This is a genomic window from Nocardia sp. NPDC006982 (genome assembly GCF_042869435.1).
In the GTDB taxonomy this organism is placed as follows: Bacteria; Actinomycetota; Actinomycetes; order Mycobacteriales; family Mycobacteriaceae; genus Nocardia.
On record NZ_JBIAFV010000005.1, the window covers coordinates 358,983 to 381,678 of the forward strand.

General features: G+C 66.0%; 26 protein-coding genes. 10 read left to right on the top strand and 16 right to left on the bottom strand.

The genetic code is table 11. The features are described 5' to 3' along the window. Positions 1-57: 57 nt before the first annotated feature. Both ACFYOW_RS22380 and ACFYOW_RS22385 read right to left on the bottom strand, forming a co-directional pair. On the bottom strand, positions 58-1,473 hold the full coding sequence (locus ACFYOW_RS22380; protein ID WP_387290768.1) for a molybdopterin-dependent oxidoreductase: 1,416 nt from the start codon (positions 1,471-1,473) through the stop codon (positions 58-60). Positions 1,474-1,550: 77 nt separating this feature from the next. Next, complete coding sequence (locus ACFYOW_RS22385; protein ID WP_387290770.1) at positions 1,551-1,973, bottom strand: MarR family winged helix-turn-helix transcriptional regulator; 423 nt, start codon at positions 1,971-1,973, stop codon at positions 1,551-1,553. A 48-nt stretch (positions 1,974-2,021) separates the two neighbouring features. Here ACFYOW_RS22385 and ACFYOW_RS22390 point away from each other — a divergent pair, with 48 nt between their 5' ends. Continuing rightward, positions 2,022-2,417, top strand: a complete 396-nt coding sequence (locus ACFYOW_RS22390) for a PPOX class F420-dependent oxidoreductase (RefSeq protein ID WP_040688039.1) — start codon at positions 2,022-2,024, stop codon at positions 2,415-2,417. Positions 2,418-2,429: 12 nt separating this feature from the next. On the opposite strand, the gene ACFYOW_RS22395 is transcribed toward ACFYOW_RS22390, so the two are convergent. Continuing rightward, on the bottom strand, positions 2,430-3,695 hold the full coding sequence (locus tag ACFYOW_RS22395; protein ID WP_387290772.1) for an acyltransferase: 1,266 nt from the start codon (positions 3,693-3,695) through the stop codon (positions 2,430-2,432). Between the two features lie 72 nt (positions 3,696-3,767). On the opposite strand from ACFYOW_RS22395, the gene ACFYOW_RS22400 reads away from it, so the two are divergent. Then, the gene (locus ACFYOW_RS22400) at positions 3,768-4,394 is read left to right on the top strand and encodes a TenA family protein (RefSeq protein ID WP_387290774.1); all 627 of its coding nucleotides are present in this window, start codon (positions 3,768-3,770) and stop codon (positions 4,392-4,394) included. On the opposite strand, the gene ACFYOW_RS22405 is transcribed toward ACFYOW_RS22400, so the two are convergent. Beyond that, on the bottom strand, positions 4,391-5,311 hold the full coding sequence (locus ACFYOW_RS22405) for an NADP-dependent oxidoreductase (RefSeq protein WP_387290775.1): 921 nt from the start codon (positions 5,309-5,311) through the stop codon (positions 4,391-4,393). The two genes, ACFYOW_RS22400 and ACFYOW_RS22405, sit on opposite strands and share 4 nt — an antisense overlap. Positions 5,312-5,434: 123 nt before the next feature. On the opposite strand from ACFYOW_RS22405, the gene ACFYOW_RS22410 reads away from it, so the two are divergent. Next, positions 5,435-5,875, top strand: coding sequence for a DUF1707 domain-containing protein (locus tag ACFYOW_RS22410; protein ID WP_387290777.1), 441 nt, complete (start codon positions 5,435-5,437; stop codon positions 5,873-5,875). 78 nt (positions 5,876-5,953) lie between these two features. Here the strand turns inward: ACFYOW_RS22410 and ACFYOW_RS22415 are convergent, their stop codons facing one another. Next, positions 5,954-7,345, bottom strand: coding sequence for a glycine--tRNA ligase (locus tag ACFYOW_RS22415; RefSeq protein WP_327096384.1), 1,392 nt, complete (start codon positions 7,343-7,345; stop codon positions 5,954-5,956). Between the two features lie 194 nt (positions 7,346-7,539). Between ACFYOW_RS22415 and ACFYOW_RS22420 the strand changes: the two genes are divergently transcribed. The 3 genes from ACFYOW_RS22420 to ACFYOW_RS22430 all read left to right on the top strand — a co-directional run bounded on the left by ACFYOW_RS22420 (position 7,540) and on the right by ACFYOW_RS22430 (position 9,400). Next, entirely contained in the window at positions 7,540-7,890 is a 351-nt protein-coding gene (locus ACFYOW_RS22420) for an ArsR/SmtB family transcription factor (RefSeq protein ID WP_387290780.1), read from the top strand. After that, the gene (locus tag ACFYOW_RS22425) at positions 7,887-8,327 is read left to right on the top strand and encodes a Fur family transcriptional regulator (protein ID WP_387290782.1); all 441 of its coding nucleotides are present in this window, start codon (positions 7,887-7,889) and stop codon (positions 8,325-8,327) included. Before ACFYOW_RS22420 ends, ACFYOW_RS22425 begins: the two co-directional genes overlap by 4 nt. Before the next feature lie 113 nt (positions 8,328-8,440). After that, a complete protein-coding gene (locus tag ACFYOW_RS22430; RefSeq protein WP_387290783.1) occupies positions 8,441-9,400 on the top strand; it encodes a hypothetical protein in 960 nt (319 codons plus the stop codon). A 60-nt stretch (positions 9,401-9,460) separates the two neighbouring features. Here the strand turns inward: ACFYOW_RS22430 and ACFYOW_RS22435 are convergent, their stop codons facing one another. Continuing rightward, a complete protein-coding gene (locus ACFYOW_RS22435; RefSeq protein ID WP_387290785.1) occupies positions 9,461-10,438 on the bottom strand; it encodes a hypothetical protein in 978 nt (325 codons plus the stop codon). 102 nt (positions 10,439-10,540) lie between these two features. Between ACFYOW_RS22435 and ACFYOW_RS22440 the strand changes: the two genes are divergently transcribed. Further along, positions 10,541-11,161 (top strand): TetR/AcrR family transcriptional regulator, encoded by a 621-nt coding sequence (locus ACFYOW_RS22440; protein ID WP_387290787.1) that lies wholly within the window; start codon positions 10,541-10,543, stop codon positions 11,159-11,161. Positions 11,162-11,237: 76 nt separating this feature from the next. On the opposite strand, the gene ACFYOW_RS22445 is transcribed toward ACFYOW_RS22440, so the two are convergent. From ACFYOW_RS22445 to recO, 7 genes are all read right to left on the bottom strand, one after another. Continuing rightward, positions 11,238-11,843, bottom strand: coding sequence for a response regulator (locus ACFYOW_RS22445; RefSeq protein ID WP_387290789.1), 606 nt, complete (start codon positions 11,841-11,843; stop codon positions 11,238-11,240). 87 nt (positions 11,844-11,930) lie between these two features. Further along, complete coding sequence (locus ACFYOW_RS22450) at positions 11,931-13,085, bottom strand: sensor histidine kinase (RefSeq protein ID WP_387290791.1); 1,155 nt, start codon at positions 13,083-13,085, stop codon at positions 11,931-11,933. Between the two features lie 669 nt (positions 13,086-13,754). Beyond that, positions 13,755-14,534, bottom strand: coding sequence for an ABC transporter permease (locus ACFYOW_RS22455; protein ID WP_387290793.1), 780 nt, complete (start codon positions 14,532-14,534; stop codon positions 13,755-13,757). A gap of 1 nt (position 14,535) precedes the next feature. Beyond that, the gene (locus tag ACFYOW_RS22460; RefSeq protein ID WP_387290795.1) at positions 14,536-15,498 is read right to left on the bottom strand and encodes an ABC transporter ATP-binding protein; all 963 of its coding nucleotides are present in this window, start codon (positions 15,496-15,498) and stop codon (positions 14,536-14,538) included. Between the two features lie 84 nt (positions 15,499-15,582). Then, the gene (locus ACFYOW_RS22465; protein WP_387290797.1) at positions 15,583-15,993 is read right to left on the bottom strand and encodes a hypothetical protein; all 411 of its coding nucleotides are present in this window, start codon (positions 15,991-15,993) and stop codon (positions 15,583-15,585) included. A gap of 31 nt (positions 15,994-16,024) precedes the next feature. Further along, complete coding sequence (locus ACFYOW_RS22470; RefSeq protein ID WP_063040848.1) at positions 16,025-16,849, bottom strand: isoprenyl transferase; 825 nt, start codon at positions 16,847-16,849, stop codon at positions 16,025-16,027. A gap of 53 nt (positions 16,850-16,902) precedes the next feature. Next, the gene (recO, locus tag ACFYOW_RS22475; RefSeq protein ID WP_387290799.1) at positions 16,903-17,688 is read right to left on the bottom strand and encodes a DNA repair protein RecO; all 786 of its coding nucleotides are present in this window, start codon (positions 17,686-17,688) and stop codon (positions 16,903-16,905) included. Between the two features lie 60 nt (positions 17,689-17,748). Between recO and ACFYOW_RS22480 the strand changes: the two genes are divergently transcribed. Continuing rightward, positions 17,749-18,273: an HIT family protein gene (locus ACFYOW_RS22480; protein WP_387290801.1), complete on the top strand. Its 525-nt coding sequence runs from the start codon at positions 17,749-17,751 to the stop codon at positions 18,271-18,273. 21 nt (positions 18,274-18,294) lie between these two features. Beyond that, the gene (locus tag ACFYOW_RS22485) at positions 18,295-19,068 is read left to right on the top strand and encodes a M15 family metallopeptidase (protein ID WP_387290803.1); all 774 of its coding nucleotides are present in this window, start codon (positions 18,295-18,297) and stop codon (positions 19,066-19,068) included. Here ACFYOW_RS22485 and ACFYOW_RS22490 read toward each other — a convergent pair. Next, entirely contained in the window at positions 19,065-19,667 is a 603-nt protein-coding gene (locus ACFYOW_RS22490; protein WP_387290805.1) for a TetR/AcrR family transcriptional regulator, read from the bottom strand. The genes ACFYOW_RS22485 and ACFYOW_RS22490 overlap by 4 nt on opposite strands. After that, positions 19,654-20,520 carry an alpha/beta fold hydrolase gene (locus ACFYOW_RS22495; RefSeq protein WP_387290807.1) on the bottom strand — a complete coding sequence of 289 codons (867 nt, stop codon included), beginning with the start codon at positions 20,518-20,520 and terminating at the stop codon, positions 19,654-19,656. The genes ACFYOW_RS22490 and ACFYOW_RS22495 overlap by 14 nt, the downstream gene beginning before the upstream one ends. A 163-nt stretch (positions 20,521-20,683) precedes the next feature. On the opposite strand from ACFYOW_RS22495, the gene ACFYOW_RS22500 reads away from it, so the two are divergent. Beyond that, positions 20,684-22,114: an amidase gene (locus ACFYOW_RS22500; protein WP_387290808.1), complete on the top strand. Its 1,431-nt coding sequence runs from the start codon at positions 20,684-20,686 to the stop codon at positions 22,112-22,114. A gap of 2 nt (positions 22,115-22,116) precedes the next feature. Here the strand turns inward: ACFYOW_RS22500 and ACFYOW_RS22505 are convergent, their stop codons facing one another. Then, entirely contained in the window at positions 22,117-22,626 is a 510-nt protein-coding gene (locus ACFYOW_RS22505) for a hypothetical protein (RefSeq protein ID WP_387290810.1), read from the bottom strand. Positions 22,627-22,696: the final 70 nt, after the last annotated feature.

Sequence of the window (22,696 nt, forward strand, 5' to 3'; positions counted from 1 at the left end):
GACACCTCCGGGTGGGTCACCGAACTCCAGGAGCCCATCCACACCTGACAGCCGCGGTCAGACCTCGAAGGTGACGGTGTGGAAGCCGGTTGGGCCGGAGGGGAAGGGTGAGCGCGGAGTGCCGTCTTGGACCTCGCCCGAGCGGCTGATGGCGCGGGCCTGGACGGTGTGTTCACCTGCGGACAGGTCGAGGGTGGTGCGCCAGCGCCGCCAAGCGGCGGGGGCGAGTTCGGTGCCGAGATCGACTGGGCGCCAATCGCCTCCGTCGATGCGCAGCTCTACGGACTCGACGCCGTGCGGCGGCGCCCAAGCCACCCCGGCGATGCTGGTAGCGGCACGGCCTGGCGTCGCAACGTCGATGCGGGCCAGCGGTGTCACCCAGATCGGATCCGACGGCCAACCGCGCTTCCACCAGTAGTCGACGTGGCTGTCGTCGGTGAGTTCCAGTTCGGCAAGCCATTTCGCGCCCGTGTACTGGCCGTAGAGGCCGGGCACGAAGACGCGGGCGGGGAATCCGTGCTCGGGGGCGAGCGGCTCGCCGTTCACGCCGATCACCAGATATCCGGGCCACGCACCGGACCGCAGCGGTTCCACCGGCAGTGAGATGGTGTAGCCGTCGACGGCCCTGGTCACCAGCCGGGTCGCACCGGTTTCGGGAATCGCGTGCTCGAGCAACTTGGCCAGCGGAACCCCGTACCAGCGGCCGTTACCCGCGCGACGCTCACCGGGCCGATTGTGCACGCACACCATGACCGCATCGAATTCCACTGCGTCCGCGGCCAATTCGGCCAGCGACAGGCGCAACGGATGCGCGACCTTGCCGGTGACCGACAGCCGCCAGCGCGTCGGATCGATCCGCGGCGGACTCAGATTGACATCGGCGACATAGAAACTCCGGTTCGAGGTGATCAGCGACGACAGTCCAGGCTCGTCCTCCAACCCGTCCTGCGGCACCATCGAAATCCCGCCCAGCGGGCCGACCCGACGGATCGCATCGCGCTGCCTACGGTCGTAGTCATGTATCAGCGCCCGCGCCCCGGCCAGCAGTCCGGCACCGGCGCCCGCCCACAGCAGCGCGCCGAACAGCCCATGCGGGCGCCTGCGCAATCCGAGACCGAGCACACCCGCGGCGGCAGCCGCACCGGCCACGGTGGCGGGCGAACGGGTCGGTCGACGGAAGCCCAGAGCGGCCGCGGCGGCGCCGAAAGCGGCGACGGCGGGCGTACGCGCCTGATCGGATAGCGCTGCGAGCCCGATGGACGCGGCGACCGCACCGCCCCCGACGCCGAGGCGCGTCACGGCCTTATCGTGCTTGCCGGACAGGGCGACGGTCGTTTCGACCACCGGTACCGGCGCGGTATCGGCCATGACCCGGCCGATGGCGTCGATCAGCGAATCACCGCGCGATGCCGCGATCAACTCGCCGACGCCGAGCGCCCCGACACCGATCGCGGCGGCACCGAGCACGCCCACGCGTTCTCCGTTGGTCCGCACTGTTCGAACACCCGCTTTCCTCGATCACAACGCCTTCGCTACGAACCTACCGCCCCTCACTGCTGTAGGGCCTCGGTGAACCGGGCCAACAACTCTCGCAACTGTTCGCGCTCCTGCGCACTGAACGCGGCGGCCACGCGGCGCTCGATGGCGGCGGCCTTGGCATCGGCCTTGGCGAAGGCTTTGCGACCGGCGGGGGTCAGGCGGGTTTCGAGCACACCGCGATGCCAGGGATGCGGTGTCCGCTCCACGAAACCGCGCTCCTGCAGGTTCTTGAGCACCACTGTCATCGCCTGCGGCGTCACCATGCATTCCCGGGCGAGGGCGGCGGCGGAGACGCCCGGGTTCTCCGACAGCGCGTAGAGCGCCGCGTACTGCGGCACCGTAAGCGGTTTGACCGCCTCGTGTTTGACGGCCATCAGCTCCTGCTCGGCGCGCTTGAGGACCAGACCGAGCCGCTGCTCCGCAGGCAATTTCATAAGTCTCAAAGATAGCTGAACTATCAAAGCCTTGATAGTCTTTGAAGTATGGACAACCCCGTAATCCCCGAGAGCCACGCCGATTTGCTATCGCGACCGCTGTTCGCCCATCTCGCAACGCTCAACCCGGACGGCACTCCGCAGGTGACGCCGGTGTGGCAGGTGTGGGATGGCGGGCGCCTGCGCTTCACGACCACGATCGATCGACGGAAGGCCGTCAATACCAAGCAGAATCCCGAAGTTGCGGTGAGCATCAACGATCCGGAGAAGCCCTACCGCTACCTCGAGGTCCGCGGCGTCATCGAGGCCATCGAACCCGATCCGAACGGCGAATTCTTCGATGTACTCGCGCGCCGCTACGACCTGCCGTATCAGCGTCCGGTCGCCGACCATCCGCGCCGGGTCGTGCTCGTCATGCGCCCGACACACGCCACCTACCAGTAGCAGCGGGCGCCCTCAGGAGCTGACGGCCTCCTCCGCGAGGGCCGTCAATTCGTCGCGCACCGCGGGCACGAGCCGGGCGGCATCGCGGCCGAGCACACCGATGGTCAGTCGGCCCTCGAAGGTGTAGACCAGGAAGGTGACTGCCGCCGAGGCGCCCGCGGAGGGACGCGGATGAGCGGAGACGTAAACGATCTCGTAGTCGGTGAGGGCGATATTCGAGGGGATGCGGAAGGCGGGCACGGCACCGGTGTTCGTCACCGCGACATGTCCGGCCAGGGAGTGGATCCGGGTTGGGCCGAAGTAATCCGGGAAGTGCAACACCGACTGCTGGACGATGCCCTCGGCCAGATCATGCCGCAATCGGGCCGAAATGTGTTGGGCCAGTTCGAGAATGTCCGCGGAGAGGTCGACCGCCGCGGCGAACGAGGCCAGACCCGCCATATTGGTGCCTTCCGCACGCGCGACCGGCGGGTCAAGGCGGGTGCGCATATCCACCGGATACAGACAGCCAAGCTGCACGGGATCGCCGGTGGCCCTGGCCTTTTCCGAGGCGAAAGCGCGCAGCAGGGCTGCGGTGACGACGCCGTTGACGGTCACTCCCGGATAGCGCCCGAGGCCGATGATGCGGGCGCTCGCCTGCTCGTCCAGGATGATGCGCCGCGGCTGGACCAGTGCGGCGGGCGCGGGGATCGCGGGTGCGGGCGGAATGACCTCGGGCTCCAGCGGCTTGGTCACATTCTCGAAACCGGAGATCGAAGAGCGGGCGATTCCACGCGCCGAGGTGTGCCATTCCAGCGATTGCGGATAGTCGTGCGGCACAACGGTTGTCGTCCCGGATTCGACGTAATCGGTGTAGAAGTCCCATAGTCGGGCGAGGAGTTCGACGCAGTGGCCCGCGTCGGCGATGCTGTGGTGGGCGAAAAGTGTCACGCGCGAGCGGCCGCGCTCGGAGCGCACGACATCCAGGTACGCCAGCTGTCCCGCCGGATCGATCGGCTCCGGAATGCGGATGGCGTCCGGATCACCGAGGCTCGCCGTCATGCCGATCTCCGGGACCTCGCCGCGTCGTAGCAGATAGCCGCGGCCGGTAGCGTCCTCGGCGATCCGGCAGGTCACCACCGGATAGGCGCGCTGTAGTGCGGTGAAGGCCGCCCCCAACGCATTCGTATCGAGATCACCGACGACCGTGACGGATCGTCCGGTGTAGGTCCCCGCGCGCACGAAACGTTGTTCCGAGGCACCCAACACCCGCACCAAAACCTCCTCATCCCACAACACATTGCTCAGGGTGCGGCAACTACAGACCGGGGCGCAAACCCGGAGCCGCTCCGACTGAGAGAGACTGCCCACATGAGTCCCGCGGCACACATCAGTCTTACGACGCATCTGGAAGAGCTGGGTTTTCCGTTGGTGATAGGCCAGTTGGCGCATCCGACGGTGGCGGGCATCGCCAAGGGCGACCTGCCCGAACCGGTCTTCCGGTCCTGGCTCGAACAGGACTATCTGTTCCTGCTGGACTATGTGCGGGTGTTCGCCCGGCTGGCCTGGCAGGCGCCTGCGTCACATCTGGGCGATCTGGTGGATCTCGCGCACGCGACGTATCACGAGGAGCTGTCCCTGCATCGGTCGCTGGCCGCCGAATTCGGCGCGGATCTCGATGGTGCGACGAAGGGTGCGCCGTGCGCGGCCTACACCGCATTCCTGCTGGAGTCGGCCGCGTCCTACGCCGACGGACTGGCTGCGCTGTACCCGTGCATGTGGGGCTACTCGACCCTCGGCACAATCCTGGCCGAGAATCCGCCGTCGGAACCACGCTACCGCCGCTGGGTCGACACTTACGCCGACCCAGGATTCGCGGCGCTCACCCGCCGCTGCGGGCAGATGCTCGACGAGGCGGGTGGCGATCCGGCGCGTGCGGAAACGCTATTCCTGCAGGGCATGCGCCACGAATGCGAATTCTGGGAGGTGCCGGGCTAGGGGTGCAGCACGATCTTGCCGCGGGTGTGGCGCTGCTCCAGTTCGCGATACGCCTCCTGGACCTTGTCGAGCGGATAAACAGCCGCGATGGGTACCTCCACCGTGCCCGCGGCAGCCAGATCGGCGAGTTCGGCGAGAACATCGATGGTGCCCGCGGCGGCATTGCCGTCGGTCTTCACGCCGTACCTCTCGGCGGCCTCCCAGTTGATAATGGTGTCGATGCGTTCGACCGAGATGCCGAGTTCGATTGCGATATCGACATATTCGGCACCGAACGTGTCGATGAACGCGTCCACGCCATCGGGAGCGGCCGCACGGATCCGGTCGATCAGCCCCGCCCCATAGGCCACCGGAATCACCCCGACCTTGCGCAGCCAATCGTGATTGACCTCGCTCGCGATGCCGAGAACCGTTGCGCCCCTGGCCCGCAGGAGTTGTACGGCGATCGAACCGACGCCGCCCGCCGCACCCGAAACCGCGACCGTATCGCCCGCTTGCGGATCCACGGCCCGCACGGTCGCGAAAGCCGTTGTCCCGGCGACATACAACGATCCGGCGACATCCCAATCCAGTTTCGAGGGCTTGAGCGTCACCTGCTCGGCGGGCACCACCACGTGGGTGGCATGACTGGCCCGCTCATCGGTGAATCCGAGCACCTCGGCCCCGATCTCGATCCCACCGACACCCGATCCGATCTCGACGATGCGACCCGCGAAATCGGTCCCCTCACCCGATGGAAATGTCGCGGGCCAACGCTCGTGCAGCGCGCCCGAACGGATATACCCCTCCCCCGGATTGATACCGGCCGCCACGACCTCGACGACGACCCGACCGGGTCCCGCCTTCGGCGTCGGCACCTCGACCACCTTCAGCTCTTCGATTCCGCCATAACGATCGAACTTCACAGCTCTTGCCATATCCGGCTCCCGCCTACTCGGTGACATACGCCGTCAACCGAGTAACCCCGCAGGAAATTTCCATGCACCGACGATCTTCGAGACGCACTGCCATCGACGGCACCAGGCCCTAAGCTGACTCCCGTGGGTGAGGAAAGGCTGCGGGCATCGGACGCAGACCGCGAGAAAATCGCTGAACTATTGCGGGTGGCGATGAACGACGGCAGATTGTCGCTGCATGAATACGACGACCGACTCAAACGGGTGTATGCCGCCAAAACCTATGGCGAGCTGAATCCGTTGCTCTCGGACCTGCCTGTACCGCGCAAAGCGGCACCCGCGGCACAACGAGTGCCGCAATGGGTCATCATCATGTGGATTCCCTGGGCCGCGGTCAACGCACTGTGCATCACGATCTGGGTGGCCACCGGCGCGGGATACTTCTGGCCGTTCTGGGTCGCGGTGCCGTGGGGGTGTGCGCTGCTGATCCCGAGCGCGATCGGGATGCTCGTCCAGTCGAACCGCAAACCCGGTGCCGAATTCACCTCCGGCGTAAGAAATCCGCGACCTCCGGAATCCACTTAGCGGTTACGGATCCCCAGAGGTACGCCGACATGCGAAACGCCCTGCCGCAGCGCGACAGGGCGTTGATCGCTATCGAGTTCAGGCGCCGATGAGATGCTGGGCCAGGTAGCCCTCGACCTTGTCCAGCGCAATCCGCTCCTGCGCCATGGAATCACGCTCGCGGACGGTGACCGCCTGGTCTTCGAGGGTGTCGAAGTCGACGGTAATGCAGAACGGCGTGCCGATCTCATCCTGGCGCCGGTAGCGACGGCCGATGGCGCCGGCATCGTCGAATTCGACATTCCAGCTCTTACGCAGCTGTGCGGCAAGATCTTTCGCCTTCGGCGTCAGATCCGCATTGCGCGACAACGGCAGCACCGCCGCCTTGACCGGCGCGAGCCTGCGGTCCAGCCGCAGACTGATGCGCTCCTCCATGACGCCCTTGGCATTGGGCGCCTGGTCGACGGTGTACGCATCGACCAGGAACGCCATCAGCGAGCGGGTCAGACCGGCCGCGGGCTCGATGACGTACGGCGTGTAGCGCTCATTGGTGGTCTGGTCGAAGTAGCTCAGGTCATTGCCGGAATGCTCCGAATGGGTCTTCAGATCGAAGTCGGTGCGGTTGGCGACGCCCTCCAGCTCACCCCACTCGTTGCCCTGGAAGCCGAAGCGGTACTCGATATCGGTGGTGCCCGCCGAGTAGTGCGACAGCTTGTCCTTCGGGTGCTCGAAGAGCCGCAGGTTCTCCGGGTCGATGCCGAGGTCGGTGTACCAGGCGAACCGGGTGTCGATCCAGTACTTGTGCCACTCCGCGTCCTCACCCGGCTTGACGAAGAACTCCATCTCCATCTGCTCGAACTCACGGGTGCGGAAGATGAAGTTGCCGGGAGTGATCTCGTTGCGGAAGCTCTTGCCGATCTGCGCGATGCCGAACGGCGGCTTCTTGCGGGCGGTGGTCATCACATTGGCGAAGTTGATGAAGATGCCCTGCGCGGTTTCCGGGCGCAGGTAGTGCAGACCCTCTTCGGACTCGACCGGGCCGAGGTAGGTCTTGAGCATCATGTTGAAGTCACGCGGCTCGGTCCACCGACCGACGGTGCCGCAGTCCGGGCACACCACCAACTCCATCGAGACGGAGTCCGGATCGTCGATCTTGTGCTTGATCGCGTAGGCCTCCTGCAGGTGGTCCTGCCGGTGCCGGTGGTGGCAGTTCAGGCATTCGACCAGCGGATCGTTGAACACGCCGACGTGGCCGGAGGCGACCCACACCTGACGCGGCAGAATCACCGACGAGTCGAGGCCGACCACATCCTCGCGGCTGGTGACCATGGACCGCCACCACTGCTTCTTGATGTTCTCCTTGAGCTCGACACCCAGCGGACCGTAGTCCCACGCCGATTTGGTGCCGCCGTAGATCTCACCACACGGGTACACCAGACCCCGGCGCTTGGCGAGGTTGGCAACGGTGTCCACCTTCGACTTGGGTGCCACTCGAGAATTCTCCATCCACTACGAGTCGGATTCGATTGCGCCGAGTCGCTCGACTCGGCGGAAGATTGCCCTCCAGCCTATCGGCACCGGCCAACCGGTTATGCACCGCACACGCCTAGTCGTCGGCGCGCTCGTTTGACATGCACAACTGTGCATATCAAAATGGAATCGCTTTCCAATAAGGAGTTGGTTCGATGACCGCCGAGACCGCTGCCGCCCACCCGCACAACCCGTACCGATCACCCGCGCCGGTGCCGGTGCCGACGCGGAGCGTCCTGGAGGACGCGGGCGAGTTGCTACGCGCCCTCGCCGCCCCGGTGCGCATCGCCATTGTGCTCCAACTGCGTGAATCGCCGCGTTGCGTACACGAATTGGTCGATGTTCTCGGTGTCACCCAACCGCTGGTCAGCCAGCATCTGCGGATTCTCAAGTCCGCGGGCGTAGTGCACGGGGAACGCTCCGGCCGGGAAGTGCTGTACGAACTCGTCGACGACCACCTGGCGCATATCGTGGTCGATGCCGTGGCCCATGCCGAGGAAGGGTGATCGTGCCAGATAAGACGGCCTTGCCGGAAAAGCCGGTGGGCATTCGCAGTACCCGCCAGCGCAGTGCGATCGCCGCGCTGCTCGGTGATATCGAAGAGTTCCGCTCCGCGCAGGAGTTGCACGACGAATTGCGCCGCCGCGGCGAGGGCATCGGGTTGACCACCGTCTACCGCACCCTGCAGTCGCTGGCCGATGCCGGACTCGTCGACGTATTGCGCACCGACACCGGCGAATCCGTCTACCGACAGTGCTCCACCGGACACCATCACCACCTGGTCTGCCGACACTGCGGTCGTACCGTCGAGGTCGAGGGCCCGACGGTCGAGGCATGGGCCGAAACCATCGCTTGCGAACACGGATTCACCGAGGTCAGCCACACCATGGAGATCTTCGGAACCTGCTGCGAATGCGCGAAGGCGGACCGCGCCAAAGTGTGATGGCAGTCACATGGTTAACGGCGCTGGCGCCGAGGAAGATTTCACTGCGAATCACATAACGTCCGGGGGTTCCGGGCGTCGCGCACTGAGATCGAAATCTTCTGGGAGGCAGCGTGCGATCGACCATTTTTGCGGCGGACAGACGCCGGAAAATCACCACAATCGGAGCGGCCGTACTCATCGGCAGTTCCGCCCTGCTCATGACCGCGTGCAACGACAAGGACACCAAAGCGGGACCGACCACGACGGCGTCCGCGCAGAGCACCGTTGCTCAAGGGCAGCCGGGGGCGAAAACCGGTCAGTCGACCGTCCGCAGTATCGGCAAGACCGGATGGTATGAGGGCTTCGATATCACGGTGGACAAGGCGACCGTGGTGCCCGACGAATACGGCGGCGCCAAGGTGCTGATCGATATCACCTACAAGAACACCACCCCCGACAACAAGACGATCAGCAATAACACCTACCTGCAGGTCGACAAGGAAGTCGATGGCGGTGCGAGCTTCGACTCGCCGACCGTGCCAGGAAAGGGTTCGGCCACTGGCAAAGTCACCACGTCGGTCAAGACGTTGCACGATGCCGAGCACCTGCTCGACACCATTACCGTGATCTACGGGCAGACCTCGGATAACCAGACCAAGATTCCGATGAAGGCCTCGGCTCAGGTCGAAGGTGTCGCGCCGAAGACGCTGAATGTCACCGGCAAACTGGTGCAGGATCAGACGACGATCGAAATCACCGGTGGCACACTGGCTCCGAGCTACACCAAGAACGAGCGCGACAAGATGGATCTCTCGTTGCACGTGAAGATCATTGGTGGACCCGGGATCTCCGCGGGCGGACTGAATGTCTTCTACGACTACTTCACCGTGAAAACCCCCGGCGGCCAAACGATTCCGGCCGATATCCGCGGGCCGATCAACGAACTGCTGAATACCAACGAAACCATCGACAGCGCGAAGAATTACGTCGTTTTCGTGGTTCCGTCCCCGGCCACCGGCACCTACGTGGTGACCTACGACGCAAACAAGGGTGAGGGCGCCGCCCCGAACTTCTCCTTCACCATCTCCTGACAAACCGACCGACACAGGCCACCACTGCCGAGCAGTGGTGGCCTGTGGTCGATTTCGGGATCAGACGGCGACCGGGTCGCCGGTGCGGACCGGCGTGGAGTCCGCCGCCGGACGCCGTCCACGGAGTGCGCCGACACCCAGTAGCACCAGGGCTGTGAGCGCCCAGACAGTAAGGACCACAAGGGGTTTGGTGGCGGCGGCACCGTCGAAGAAGGAAACCGAGCGCAGCAGTGATGCGGCGGCGCCCGGTGGCAGCAGTTGACCGATGGCGCCCCACGGCTGCGGCAGCAGTTCCGGAGCCGAGGTCGCGGCCGAGAACGGGTTGCCGACCAGGAGCATGGTCAGCGCGGCGATGCCGATGCCCGCGCGGCCGATCGCGCTCGACAGGCCGACGACAGTGCCGGAGACCGCGAAGGACACCAGACCGGCGACGGCGGCCAGCGTCAGGTAGGGGCCGGGGACCACCGACATCCAGGTCTGGATGATGACGATGCTCAACAGCCCACCCGCGATGCCGAAGGTGATCAGTCCGATCGCCTTACCACCGACCGACGGAATCAACAGGCTGAGTACCACGCCCGCCGCTATACCGGACATGACCAGCGGCAATACCATCGCACCGAAGGCGGTGCCGCGCGGATCGTCCGGATCGGCGGCCACGACATCCTCGACCGGCGTGGCCGGCACACCGGAAAGCTGCTGGGCGATCGCGGTGAGCTGTTGTGCCACAACGGGACTCGCGCCGGAGGCGACCAATACGCGCGGGGCGCCGCCGCCGGTGATGACGGCGCCGTAGACGTCCCGGTTCTCGATCGCTTCCCGCGCCGCCGCTTCGTCGGCGGGGTTGCTGATGTCGAAGGCATCGGGATCGTGCTGGGTCAGTTTCTCGGCGACCACCGCGGCCTGCGGGCCGCTGACGGCGATGGGCAGATCGCGCGGCGCGATATGGGCCGCGGGCCAGGCGAAGGCGATCAGCATCAATGCCTGGAGCAGGGCCGCAGCGACGCCGACACCGACTGCCCGCTGGATCGTATTCATGACGTTCTCCCGAAAATCGAATGATCGTTCTCTTTCGATGTGGATACCGTCGCACGACCCCGGGAGGTTGTCAAGAACGAGCATTCGTTTTACTTTGGAGCCATGCCCAGAGTCAGTGCGGAACACCTGGAACGTCGCAGGCAGCAGATCCTCGATGCCGCGCAGCTCTGTTTTGCCCGCAAGGGTTTCTACGAGACCTCGATGCAGGACATCTTCACCGAATCGGGCCTCTCGGCCGGGGCGGTCTACCGGTACTTCAAGGGCAAGAACGACATCATCGCCGCACTGGCCACCGATACCACGGTCGAGCTGCGCGCCACCATGACCAGGGCGATCCGGTCCGATCCGCTGCCCACCCCGGCCCAGGTTCTCCGGATCGTCGCCGAGTACATGGTCGCGCACAGCGGTCCGGACGGTCACGTCCGGCTCGCGCCACAGGCGTGGGCCCTGGCACTGGTGGACGACGAGGCGGCCGAATACGTCAAGTCCGCCGTGCTCGCGATGCGTGATCGCTGGACCGAATACACCGAGCGCATGGTGCAGGTCGGCTGGTTACCGCCCGATACCGATATCCACGCGGTAGCGACGGCGATCATCGGCCTGGTGCCGGGATTCATGTTGCAGCACTTGATCGTCGGCGATCTGGACCCGGAAACCTTGGCTCGCGGCGTGGCAGTTCTACTGCCCTATGGCGAGCCCGCCGTCCAGCCGGTCGACTCCTAGGTGTCGCATATCCAGTAACTGCCTCGCACAGCGCGCACCTTCTGCGGGGTCGCCACTGCTTGTGCGGGATCGCTCGTCAGAGCCAGCCGAGGCGTTCGGCGGCGCGGACGGCTTCGGCGCGGGTGCTGGTTCCGGTTTTGCCGATGGCGGATGAAAGATGGTTGCGGACAGTGCCTTCCGAGAGGTGTAACTGTTTGGCGATGGCGCCTGCGGTGGCACCGTCGGCCGCGGCGGCGAGGACCTCGCGTTCGCGGGCGGTCAGTGGCGAGGTGCCGACAGTCAGGGTTTCGGTGGCTAGGGCGGGATCGACAACGCGTAAGCCCATGTGGACTCGGCGCACCGCGTCCGCGAGCTCACGGGCCGGGGTGTCCTTCACGACGAATCCGCTTGCGCCTGCGTCGATTGCGCGCCGCAAGTAGCCGGGACGGCCGAAGGTCGTAACCATGAGGATGCGAAGATCCGGATGGGCGGCATGCAGTTGCGCCGCGACGGCGATGCCGTCCATGCCCGGCATTTCCACATCCAGCAGCACCACATCAGGTGTGGTGCGCGTGACCGCGTCCAGGACTTCGTCACCGCGACCGACCTCCGCGACGACTTCCAGATCGGATTCCAGGCCGAGCAGTGCGGCGAGTGCGCCGCGGACGAGCGCCTGATCGTCGGCGAGGAGCAGGCGAATCACCCGACGTGTTCCTTCGACGACATGAATTGGCCTGCATTTGCGGTCGAATCGCGGCAGAATCCGCACGAGTGCAAACCCATTTCCGGTTCACTCGGGCACCGTTGCACGAACACGAACACCTCCCTCGGACGACGACAGCGTCAATGTTCCCCCGGCGGCCCGCACCCGTTCGCGCAGGCCGGACAATCCCGACCCGGAATCGACTGCTCCCAGACCACGGCCGTCATCGGCCACCTCGATGCTCGTCTCGGTCACCGTGACCGTGCAATGTCGGGCCGCACTGTGCCGGATCACATTGGTGACCGCCTCGCGCAGCACCCAACCGAACAATTCGCTGTTGCGCGTATCGGGTACGACATCCGGTAGCGCGGCGTCGATATCGGCGGCCGCCAGTGCGGTTCGCGCATTGGCCAATTCACCGCGCAGCGATACCTCGCGCAGACCGCCGACGGTATCCCGCACTCCGGCCAGCGCCTCGCGCGCCAGCCGCTCGACATCAGCCATCTCGGCCTTCGCCCTTGCCAGATCCACATCGATAAGCCGTTGCGCGAGTTCGGTTTTCACCGTGATCACGGTAAGCGAGTGGCCGAGGATATCGTGCACGTCGCGCGCGACCCGGTTGCGTTCCTCGACGATCGCGAGTTCGGCCTGCTGCCGCCGGGCCAGCTCGGTCAACCGCTCACCACGCAGGCCGAGCGGCCTGGCCACCCAGATCAGGGCGGGCACGAAGGAAACGTAGAACGGCACTCCGGACAGGCTCGGCAGCACCACCGGCACGAGCAACATCGCGAGCATCACCGTGAACGCGACATAACCGGATTCGCGCGAGGGCATATGAAAGATCGCGATCACGCCGACAAAGATCAATGTCGGCAACGCGACCGTGCCGAGCAATGCCATCAACCCGGCACTGCACGCTGTCATACCGACGAGCACCGGCCACATGCGCCGATCGACCGGACGTTCCACCCACCGGCTGGTGCCATCGGCCCGCCGGAAGACAATGAAGGAACCGACGATCAGCGCCGCGAACGCGAACAGTGTCGCGGTAGCCAGACTCGCCGTCGGCTGATCCGCGTCCCGCCAGCGCTGGATGATCGGTCCGATCATGTACGACAGCCAGATGACCGACATGAACCCGCCGAACCATCCACGCCGCCTCGTGTTCGCCCCGATGCCGCCGTCCCGGACCACCCGATCGAGTAATTCGGATACCACACCACCGCGCAGCACGGACTTCACGCCCACTCCCGCAACGACAGCGCCCGCGCCGAACCTCGGCTCCGATTGCGCGCATAGTGGTCGATCACAAGGCTCGACGCTACCGAACATGCACCGGCCGATACCCCTACTCCTGACATAGCCCGAATCGCTAGCACGACGTCGCCGGCATGTGACGCCGCACAGCCGCCCCGCATTGCGTGGCCGGCCCGCGCGGCGCGGCCGGCCACCCTTCGACCGACCCCTGCGGCACCGTCGCCACAGCCCCGCGCACCGGGTGGTCGATTCGCACCGGACTTCCGCGCCGCACGGTCGCCGCGTAAGGCGTGGCCGCCTGGCCTCGCACGGCCACGCGACGCCGCGTAGGACTGGCACCGCATGGCTACTGGGCACGGTAAGCCACCCACCCTACGATCGGCCCGCGGCATCCTCGGCCACTCCGACCTGCCCCTGCGGCATCGCCGCAACAGCCCACGCACCGCCTGGTCGATTCGCATCGCCCTGCCGCATCGCCCGGCATCGCCGGGCATGCTCGTTCGCCAGCCTTGCATCACGTGATCAACTCGCACGCCGCCACCGCACAACAGCGCCCGACACGCAACGGCCGACCGAGACCGCATGGCTCCTGCCACTGGGCACTGGGCATAGCCGCCTACCCTCGCGAGTAGGCGGCTGATCGTGCCGGATGGTTCAGCGTGCGGTGTCACGGCGGAAGAGAATTGCCGCGCCACCGACGAAGATCGTGGCCCAGACGACGACATTGAGGATGGCCAGTGCGATCGACCCGCCGCTGGTGTCGCCGAAGGGCATGCGGGCCAAGGTGGCGACGCCGTTCGTCGGGAAGATCTTGGAAACCGTCTCGAACCAGCCGTGCAGCGGCATGAACAGCCCGCCCGCGAAGGACAGGCCCGCGAGGGCCGGACCCAGCAGTTGCATGACATTCTCCGAGGGCAGCAGGTAGCCGACGAACAGGCCGAAGGCGGCGAAGACCAGCGAGCAGATCCACGCGAGCACGAAACAGCTCACCCAGGCGGTGACCGTCAGGTGGGCGCCGAAGATTCCCCCGGTGACGAAGACCGCGGCAACCGAGACCAGCCCGAGCACCATCGCAACAGCGACCTTGGTGGCGATGTAGGCGACGGGACGCAGTGGGGTGAGCCGCAATTGGCGGCTCCAGCCCTGCGCGCGTTCGATCGCGACCATGGCGCCGCCGCTGGTGGTGGCCAGCATCGCGCCGTACACCGCCATCGACACCATCACATAGCCGGTCACATTGCCCGATCCGAAAGACTCTGTCCGGTAATCGGATTGCAGGCCGAAGATGACGAAGAACAGCGGCGGCATGACCAGCGTGAAGATCATGGTGCGCCGATTGCGCAGCATGCGACGCAGTTCCAGGCGCAGGAAGCTGAGGCTGAAGCCGCCGAGCGGGGCGCGCGTCGAAACAGCTTGTGGGGCAAGGGTGGTCATTTCAGTTGTCTCCGGTGGTGAGCGCAAGGAATGCGGATTCGAGATTGTGCGAGGTGATTTCGAGATCGACCGCCGCAGTCTCGGTGAGCAGATAGCGGGCGATTGCGTCGGAATCCTTGGTGTGCACGATGATTCGGTCACCGCGCAGCTCGACGTCATCGATGCCCGGGACCGCGAGCAGGCGGGCCGGATCGGCACCGGGCAGTGTCGCGCTGACGGCGCGTCCCGCGGCCAGGTTCTTGATCTCGGCGGCACTTCCGTCGGCGACGACCCGGCCCGCGCGCACCAGCACGATCCGGTCGGCGTATGCGTCGGCCTCGTCGAGGTAATGGGTGGCGAACAGGACGGTGCGGCCGCGATCGGAGTCCTCGCGCATCGCATTCCAGAACTCGCGGCGACCTTCCACATCCATGCCAGTGGTCGGCTCGTCGAGCACGATGAGGTCCGGATTCGGCAGCAGCGCGAGCGCGAATCGCAGGCGCTGCTTCTGGCCGCCCGAGCATTTGCCGACCAGCCGACCGCTGATATCGGCGATACCGGCGCGCGCGAGCACCTCATCGACCGAACGCGGATGCGCGTGCAGGGTTGCCACCAGTTGCACAGTCTCGGCGACGGTCAGATCAGGCAGTAGCCCACCGGACTGCATGACCGCCGAAATACGGCCTGCCGCAAGCGCTTCCGCCGGTGGTCCGCCGAAAACCCGGACACTGCCGGAGTCCGGCGTGGCCAGCCCGAGCAACATATCGATTGTGGTGGTCTTACCCGCGCCATTGGGGCCGAGGAAGGCGACGATCTCCCCCGGTGCGACCACCAGGTCGAGTCCGTCGACGGCATGCACCTCGCCGCCGCCCGGGAGCCGAAAGCTCTTGTGCAGGTCGCGCAGTTCGATCGCGGACGACGCCCGGTGCCTGCCCGAGCCGCCCGCCGCGGCGAAAATGGCCGTGGATGTCAGTGCCGAAGTCATGACTCAACGGTCACCCAAACCGGGGGCCGGTACCTCGCACGAGTGTCACGAACCTGCCATGACATCTGTCATGCGGTCAGCGGTTCAGGGCAGCAGTCCCTGCCGCGCTTTACCCGCGCCGGAGAGCACGAGCAGCAGCATGGTCGCCAGCGCCTGATCGTCCAGACCGGCGGCCGGGAAGGTGTAGCGCAGCATGACATCGGCCTGGTTGCCGCGGGTGATCAGCGTGATCGAACCGAACTGAATCGCGCTGTTGCGCTCGGCGACTCGCTTGTGCAGCTGCGGCTTGAGCGGCCGGTCCCAGGCCAGCACGCAGGTCAGCGTCAGCACATCCAGGCCGGGTGCCAGCGTTACCGCGCGCAACGAGCACAGCGCGCCCTCGTATTCGAAGCCGATCGAACCCTCCGGGTCGACGCGCACATCGACGTCGTAGAGCGATAGGCAGGCACCGGCGCGGGCCTGTAGCTCTTGTTCGGGGGTGACTGCTGCGTCCATGTCGGTGCCGCCGTTCATTTGCTGCCGCCGTTCACTTGGTCCCCCCGAAGCGGCGATCACGCGAAGCGTACTGGAGACAGGCCTCCCACAAGTTGCGCCTGTCGAAATCGGGAAACAGCGTGTCCTGGTAGACGTATTCGGCATAGGCGGACTGCCAGATGAGGAAGTTCGAACTGCGGAATTCGCCGGAAGGGCGCAGGAACAGGTCGACGTCCGGCATATCCGGCTCGTCCAGGTATTTGGCGATCGTCGCCTCGGTCACCCGCTCCGGATCGATCTCACCCGCGGCCACACGACGCGCGATTTCCCTTGCCGCATCGGCGATTTCGGCGCGACCACCGTAATTGACGCACATGGTGAGGGTCATCACCGTGTTGTCCTTGGTCAGCTCCTGCGCGGTCTCGAGTTCGTTGATCACGCTGCGCCACAGGCGCGGTCGCCGCCCGGCCCAGCGCACTCGCACACCCATCTCGTGCATCTCGTCGCGACGGCGACGGATGACATCCCGGTTGAACCCCATCAGGAAGCGCACTTCCTCCGGGCTGCGCCGCCAGTTCTCGGTGGAGAAGGCGTAGGCCGAGAGCCACTTCACGCCGATCTCGATGCAGCCCTCGACGGTGTCCATCAGGACCGCCTCACCGCGCTCGTGCCCCGCGGTGCGCGGCAGCCCGCGCTCCTGCGCCCAACGACCGTTGCCGTCCATCACCAGCGCCACATGCTTGGGCACCAACTCCGCGGGCAGTTCCGGCGGCGTTGCCCCCGATGGATGCGGCGACGGCGGGCGGACGGTGCGTTCGGCACCCGACCGTGCGCTGGTCGACCTGGTCGGCGCGGCAGAGTCTCGACGGAGGATCACGGCACCTATCCTGCCTGATGGTTGTGGAGGGATTGTGACGACGTCTCGCCTACTCAGCCCACCTGTGCGGCGGTTGACGACTCCAGCCCGGTCGCCGCGCCTGCCGAATGCGAACGCTCGATCAGCGGAAGGGTGCGCAGCTGACGCTCGAGATGCCACTGCAGATGCGCCGCGACCAGGCCGCTGGCCTGTCTGCGGATCTGATCGGGGACCTGCTCGACGTAATCCCACTCGCCTTTCAGCAGAGCGACCAGCAGATCGAGCACGCCAGGGGCCGGAGTGGCCGACCCCGGCGGGCGGCAGTGCACGCAGACCGCGCCGCCCGCCGCGACGTGGAAGGCGCGATGCGGGCCGGGTGTCGCGCAGCGCGCGCATTCGTCCAGCGCGGGTGCCCAGCCCGCAAAACCCATGGCGCGCAACAGGTATGCGTCGAGGATCAGCTCGTGCGGGCGCTGTTTGGCGGCGATCGCCCGCAACGCGCTCGCGGTCAATGCGTGCAGCTTCGGTGCGGGCGCGCGCTCCTCACCGGCCAGCCGCTCCGCGGTCTCCAGTACCGCGCAGGCCGTGGTGTAGCGGCCGTAATCGTCGACGATATCGGCGGCGAATGCCTCCATGGTGTGCACCTGGGTGACCGTGTCGAGATTGCGCCCCGGATGCAGTTGCACGTCCACGTACGCGAACGGCTCCAACCGCGCCCCGAACCGCGACTTGGTCCGCCGCACCCCCTTGGCCACCGCCCGCACCAACCCGTGCTGCCGCGTCAGCAACGTGACAATGCGATCCGCCTCCCCCAGCTTATGCTGGCGAACCACCACCGCCTCGTCTCTGTACAACCGCACCCTGCCATCCTCCCACGAACGCCCGCCCCCCACCCCAGACGCGGCCAATAGCGTCAACAGATGAGGCCTGATCAGGAGGAAATCGTGCGTGAAGATCGGTTGCCCTTCGATCTGGCGGGTTATCAAGAGCGGGTCCGATCAGGCGCATGCTTCATCTGCGACCTGGTCGCGGGTGCCCCCGGGTCGGAGCATGAGGTCATCCTCGACGACGGCACGCATATCGCATTTCTCGGGAGATATCCGACGATGTACGGGCACGTGCTGGTAGCTCCCAAGGCGCATATCGAGCATGTGGTTCGGGATTTCGATCAGGACGCGTACCTGCGATTGCAGGCGGTGGTTCATCGGGTCGCTCGTGCTGTCGAAGCCGTCGTGCCGTCCGAACGCACCTATCTGCTCTCGCTCGGCAGTCAGCAGGGGAACGCACACCTGCACTGGCATGTGCAGCCGCTCACTCCTGGCACGCCGTATGAGCATCAGCAGTTTCATGCGTTGATGGCGGAGAACGGGGTGATCGCTTGGTCGGCTGCGGAGGCGGCGGAGTTGGGCGGGCGGTTGCGGGCCGAACTCGGCTCGGAAATGTAGCTGCGTGGTTATGATCTACGAATGCGCGGAATTCGGTTCTGCTCAGTGGTTTTGGCGGCGGTCGCGGCTGTCGGGGTCGCGGGGTGTGGGGATAAGCCGAGTTCGCGTGCGGCCGATGAGACGGCGTTCGTTTCGGCGACGGAGTTGGATTCGACGATCGTTGTCGATGCGCGGTACTTCGGGGAGCACAACTTCATCGGTGCGCGGATCAATGGGTATGAAGCGCCCAAGTGCTTGTTGACGAAAGAGGCGGCTGCCGCGCTTGTGGAAGTGCAGCGGGAATTGCGGCCGATGGGGTTGGGGCTGAAGACCTACGACTGTTACCGGCCGCAGCGGGCGGTGGACCAATTCGTCAGTTGGGCAAAGGATCTCGGCGATACCAAGATGCGGGCGGAGTTCTATCCGACGGTGGACAAGGCGAATCTGTTCCGGGACGGATACATCGCGGAGAAGTCCGGGCACAGCCGGGGCAGCACCTTGGATCTTACGATCGTCGCGCTACCGCCCACCGATCAGGAGCAGTATCACGGCGGTGATCCGCTGCGCGCCTGCACACTGCCCGCCGACCAGCGCTTCCGGGACAACAGCCTCGACTTCGGCACCGGCTACGACTGCTTCGACCCGCTGGCCCATACGGCCGACCTCTCGATCGGCGGCACTCAGCGCGCGATGCGGGAATTGCTGACCAATCTGATGGCCGAGCATGGTTTCACCAATCTCGCCGGGGAATGGTGGCACTTCACCCTGAAGAACGAACCCTTCCCGAATACCTACTTCGACTTCCCCATCCGCTAGGGGGTCCGCAGAATCCCACCGATGAGCAGCATCAGGGACTGCTGAGCCTGCGTCTGCGCGGCCGCCTTATCCGTGGCGTGCGCAACGATCAACCCCGCCTCGGTGACCGCGCTGAAGATCAGCTGGGCCAGGACCTGAATCGGCGCATCGGCGATCAGCCCCGCGTCGCGGGCGCGTTCCAATTGGGCGATGACCAACCCCAGCCCATGGCGCGCCTCGAACTCTCGAAACGCCTGCCAGCCAAGGACCGCGGGGCCGTCGTAGAGGGTGATGCGGATCATCTCCGGGCGCTGACAGATTTCCAGGAAGACATTCAGACCGATAGCCATCGAGGTGAGAATGTCATCGGGATTCCCTGCGCCGATGGCGTTTTCGATTTCCTGCGTGGTCTCGATCTCTATTTTTTCGAGCACGGCCAGGAACAGGCCGCGCTTATCGCCGTAGTGATGGTGCAGGGCGCCGCGGGTGACTCCCGCCTCGGTCACGAGTTCCTCGGCCGAGGTCGCCGCGAAACCGCGCTCGGCGAACAACCGGCGACCGGCCTGCTCGAGCGCGGCTCGGGTGGCACGGGAGCGATCCTCCTGACTACGGCGTTGCATGCGCCCGAGTGAACTCCAGAATCGTTTCGGAGAGCAACTCGGGCTGATCTTCGGACAGGAAGGTGTAGGAGTCGTCGATGAACTTCAGGGTCGCGTTCGGCAGGTCGGCGGCCAGGCGTTCGGCGAATTTCACCGGGAAGATCTTGTCCTCGCGAGCCCATACGACCAGCACCGGAACCCGCACCGCCGGAAATCGGGTCGCGGCCTCGAGCGTGTACCGGCGATGCACGGTCTTCAGGAACCGGCGCAGATCCTTGCGGATCGCCGCCGAATTCCGGCTCGGCAGCAGGTAGGAGTCGGCGATCTCGGGCGGAACCGGGCGCTTTGTCACCCAGCCGAAGGCGATCGGCAGCCGATGCAGTGCGCGGATCCGCATCAACTCGGTCAGCGGCCGCAGCGAGCCGGGTACCCGCGCCAGCAGGGGCAGCACCGCGAAGGCAGGCGGGAAGAACGCCTCGTAGGCGTCGCACGACGCCAGCACGACGCGGCCGATCCGCTCCGGACGACGAGTCAGCAACAACTGGGTGATCGCGCCGCCGGTGTCATTGGCGACAACGGTGACATCGGCGAGGTCGAGTCGCTCCAGAAAGTCGGCGATCAGATCGGCGACCCCGGTGGGCGTGAGATCCGCTGCGGGGACAGGGATTTCGTGTGAGCCGAGCGGCAGGTCCGGACTGAGACAGCGATAGCCCGCCGCAGCGATGGTGGGGACGACATTGCGCCAGAGATCGGAGTTGACGAGCAGGCCGTGCACGAAGACGACCGGCGCGCCCTCCCCCGTGTCGTGATACCGGATGCGGCCGCCAGGGAGATCCACCTCATGCGTGCGGCCGAGTGACGTACTGATTCCCATGGTTCCTCCATGTGTTCGCAGTTCGTGTCCACCATTACATACATACGGTATGTATGTCTACAGCTCTGCCTCCTACCTGGGGTGGAGATTCGGGAGCCGATGTGGACGATTGACCAGCTCCCGCGCTACCGTGCAACGAAAGATCGAAGGAGACGGAGCTCACATGACGGTGTCCGACGCCACCCTGCGCCCATTCGAGACCGCCGAACTCGGCCTCGCCGACCACGCGGCCGCCCTCGCGCAGGGCAGGATCAGCTCCGTGGCCACGGTCGGCGCCGCACTGGACCGGGTCGAGGCGAGTCAGCCGACACTGAACGCCTTCCGCATCGTCCGGCGCGAAAAGGCACTCGCCGAGGCAGCCGCGGCAGACGAACGCCTGGCCGCCGGCGAACGACTCCCACTGCTCGGCGTGCCGATCGCGATCAAGGACGATACCGATATCGCCGGTGAGGCAACGGCATTCGGCTGCGGTGGCGAGCTGCCGCCGAAAACCGAAGACGCGGAATCGGTTCGACGGCTACGCGCGGCCGGTGCGGTGATCGTCGGCAAGACCAACACCTGCGAACTCGGCCAACTGCCGTTCACCAGCGGCGCCGCCTTCGGCCACACTCGCAACCCATGGGGTGCCGAATACACACCGGGCGGCTCATCCGGCGGTTCCGCGGCCGCCGTCGCGGCCGGATTGGTACCCGCCGCACTGGGTTCCGACGGCGCGGGCTCGGTCCGCATCCCGACCGCATGGACCAATCTCGTCGGCATCAAACCACAGCGCGGCCGCATCTCCACCTGGCCCGCCGCCGAGGCATTCCACGGCCTCACCGTGAACGGACCATTGGCCCGCACCGTCGCCGACGCCGCATTACTGCTCGACACCGCCGCCGGACCGCATCCCGGCGATCTGCACACGCCCGAACCGCTCACCGTCTCCGATGCGGTCGGCCGCGATCCGGGACGACTGCGTATCGCCCTCTCGCTGCGAATCCCGTTCACCGCCACCAGAACCGCGCTGCATCCGGAGGTCGAAGTCGCGGTGCAGCGCATCGCCATCACACTGCGCCGCCTCGGTCATTCGGTAACCGTGGCGGATCTGCACTACGGCGTCATGATCGGTGCGTCCTTCCTGCCGCGCTCGCTGGCGGGCGTCCGCCACGCCTACGACAAAATGCCTGGCGTACAAGTGGATCCGCGCACCACCGCGAACGTCTGGTTCGGCCGCGCGCTCAGTGGACCGGCACTGTTCGCGGCGCGTCAGGCGGAAACGTTGCTGCACAAGCGAATCGGCGGCTTCTTCCGCGACTACGATCTGGTGCTCGCACCCACCACCGCGACTCCCCCGCCACGTGCCGAAGAAATCGACGGCATCGGCGTCAACGCCACCAACGACCTCATCACGGCCGCCTGCCCGTACACCTGGCCCTGGAATGTACTCGGCTGGCCCGCGGTGAACGTCCCGGCCGGTTTCACCGACACCGGCCTGCCGGTGGGCGCACAACTCATGGGCACCGCGAACACCGAGCCACTGCTTGTTTCCGTTGCGGCACAACTGGAATCGGAACTCCGCTGGGACCGCAATCGCCCCGAACAGTGGTGGTGAGTTCACCGATCGTGCGGGGTCCAGACCTCGCTGTCGCTCTTGGTGCCCGCCGGGCACCCGTCCGGACCCCGGCCGTTGACGACGCCCTGCGGATACATCAGCAAGCACTGCCGCGGCTGGTCGGACTTCCCGAGGCCGGTGGCGACGAGGATCCCGATGGTCGAGTCGTCGGCGACCCGACCTTGGGAGAAGTACAGCGTCCCGGTGACTCCGAGACAGTCGGTGCCGCGCAGTTGCAGTGCGATGGCGGCGCGATTGACATCGCGGGCGCCCTCGGGCCGGGCGCGATTGGCGCGGACCGCCTGCAGGATCACACCGGCCACGTCGTACGCCAATCCGGTGCGGTCGCCGGGCCACGACGGATGGTAGGGAGCCAGATCGGGGTAGGCAGCGAGATCCGCTACGAGCCTGGGCAATTCACCGCACAGCTCCTGAAAGTCGATGGTGGGCGCTTCGGTACCGATCACACCGTTGCCGCGCACGCACTCCGCGCCGCCCAGAATGACGGGCACCCCCTTGGCGACGCACGGTGAGGCTCGCCGGTAGCGCCGCCGTCGCCTTGTTCCGTACTACGACGGTACA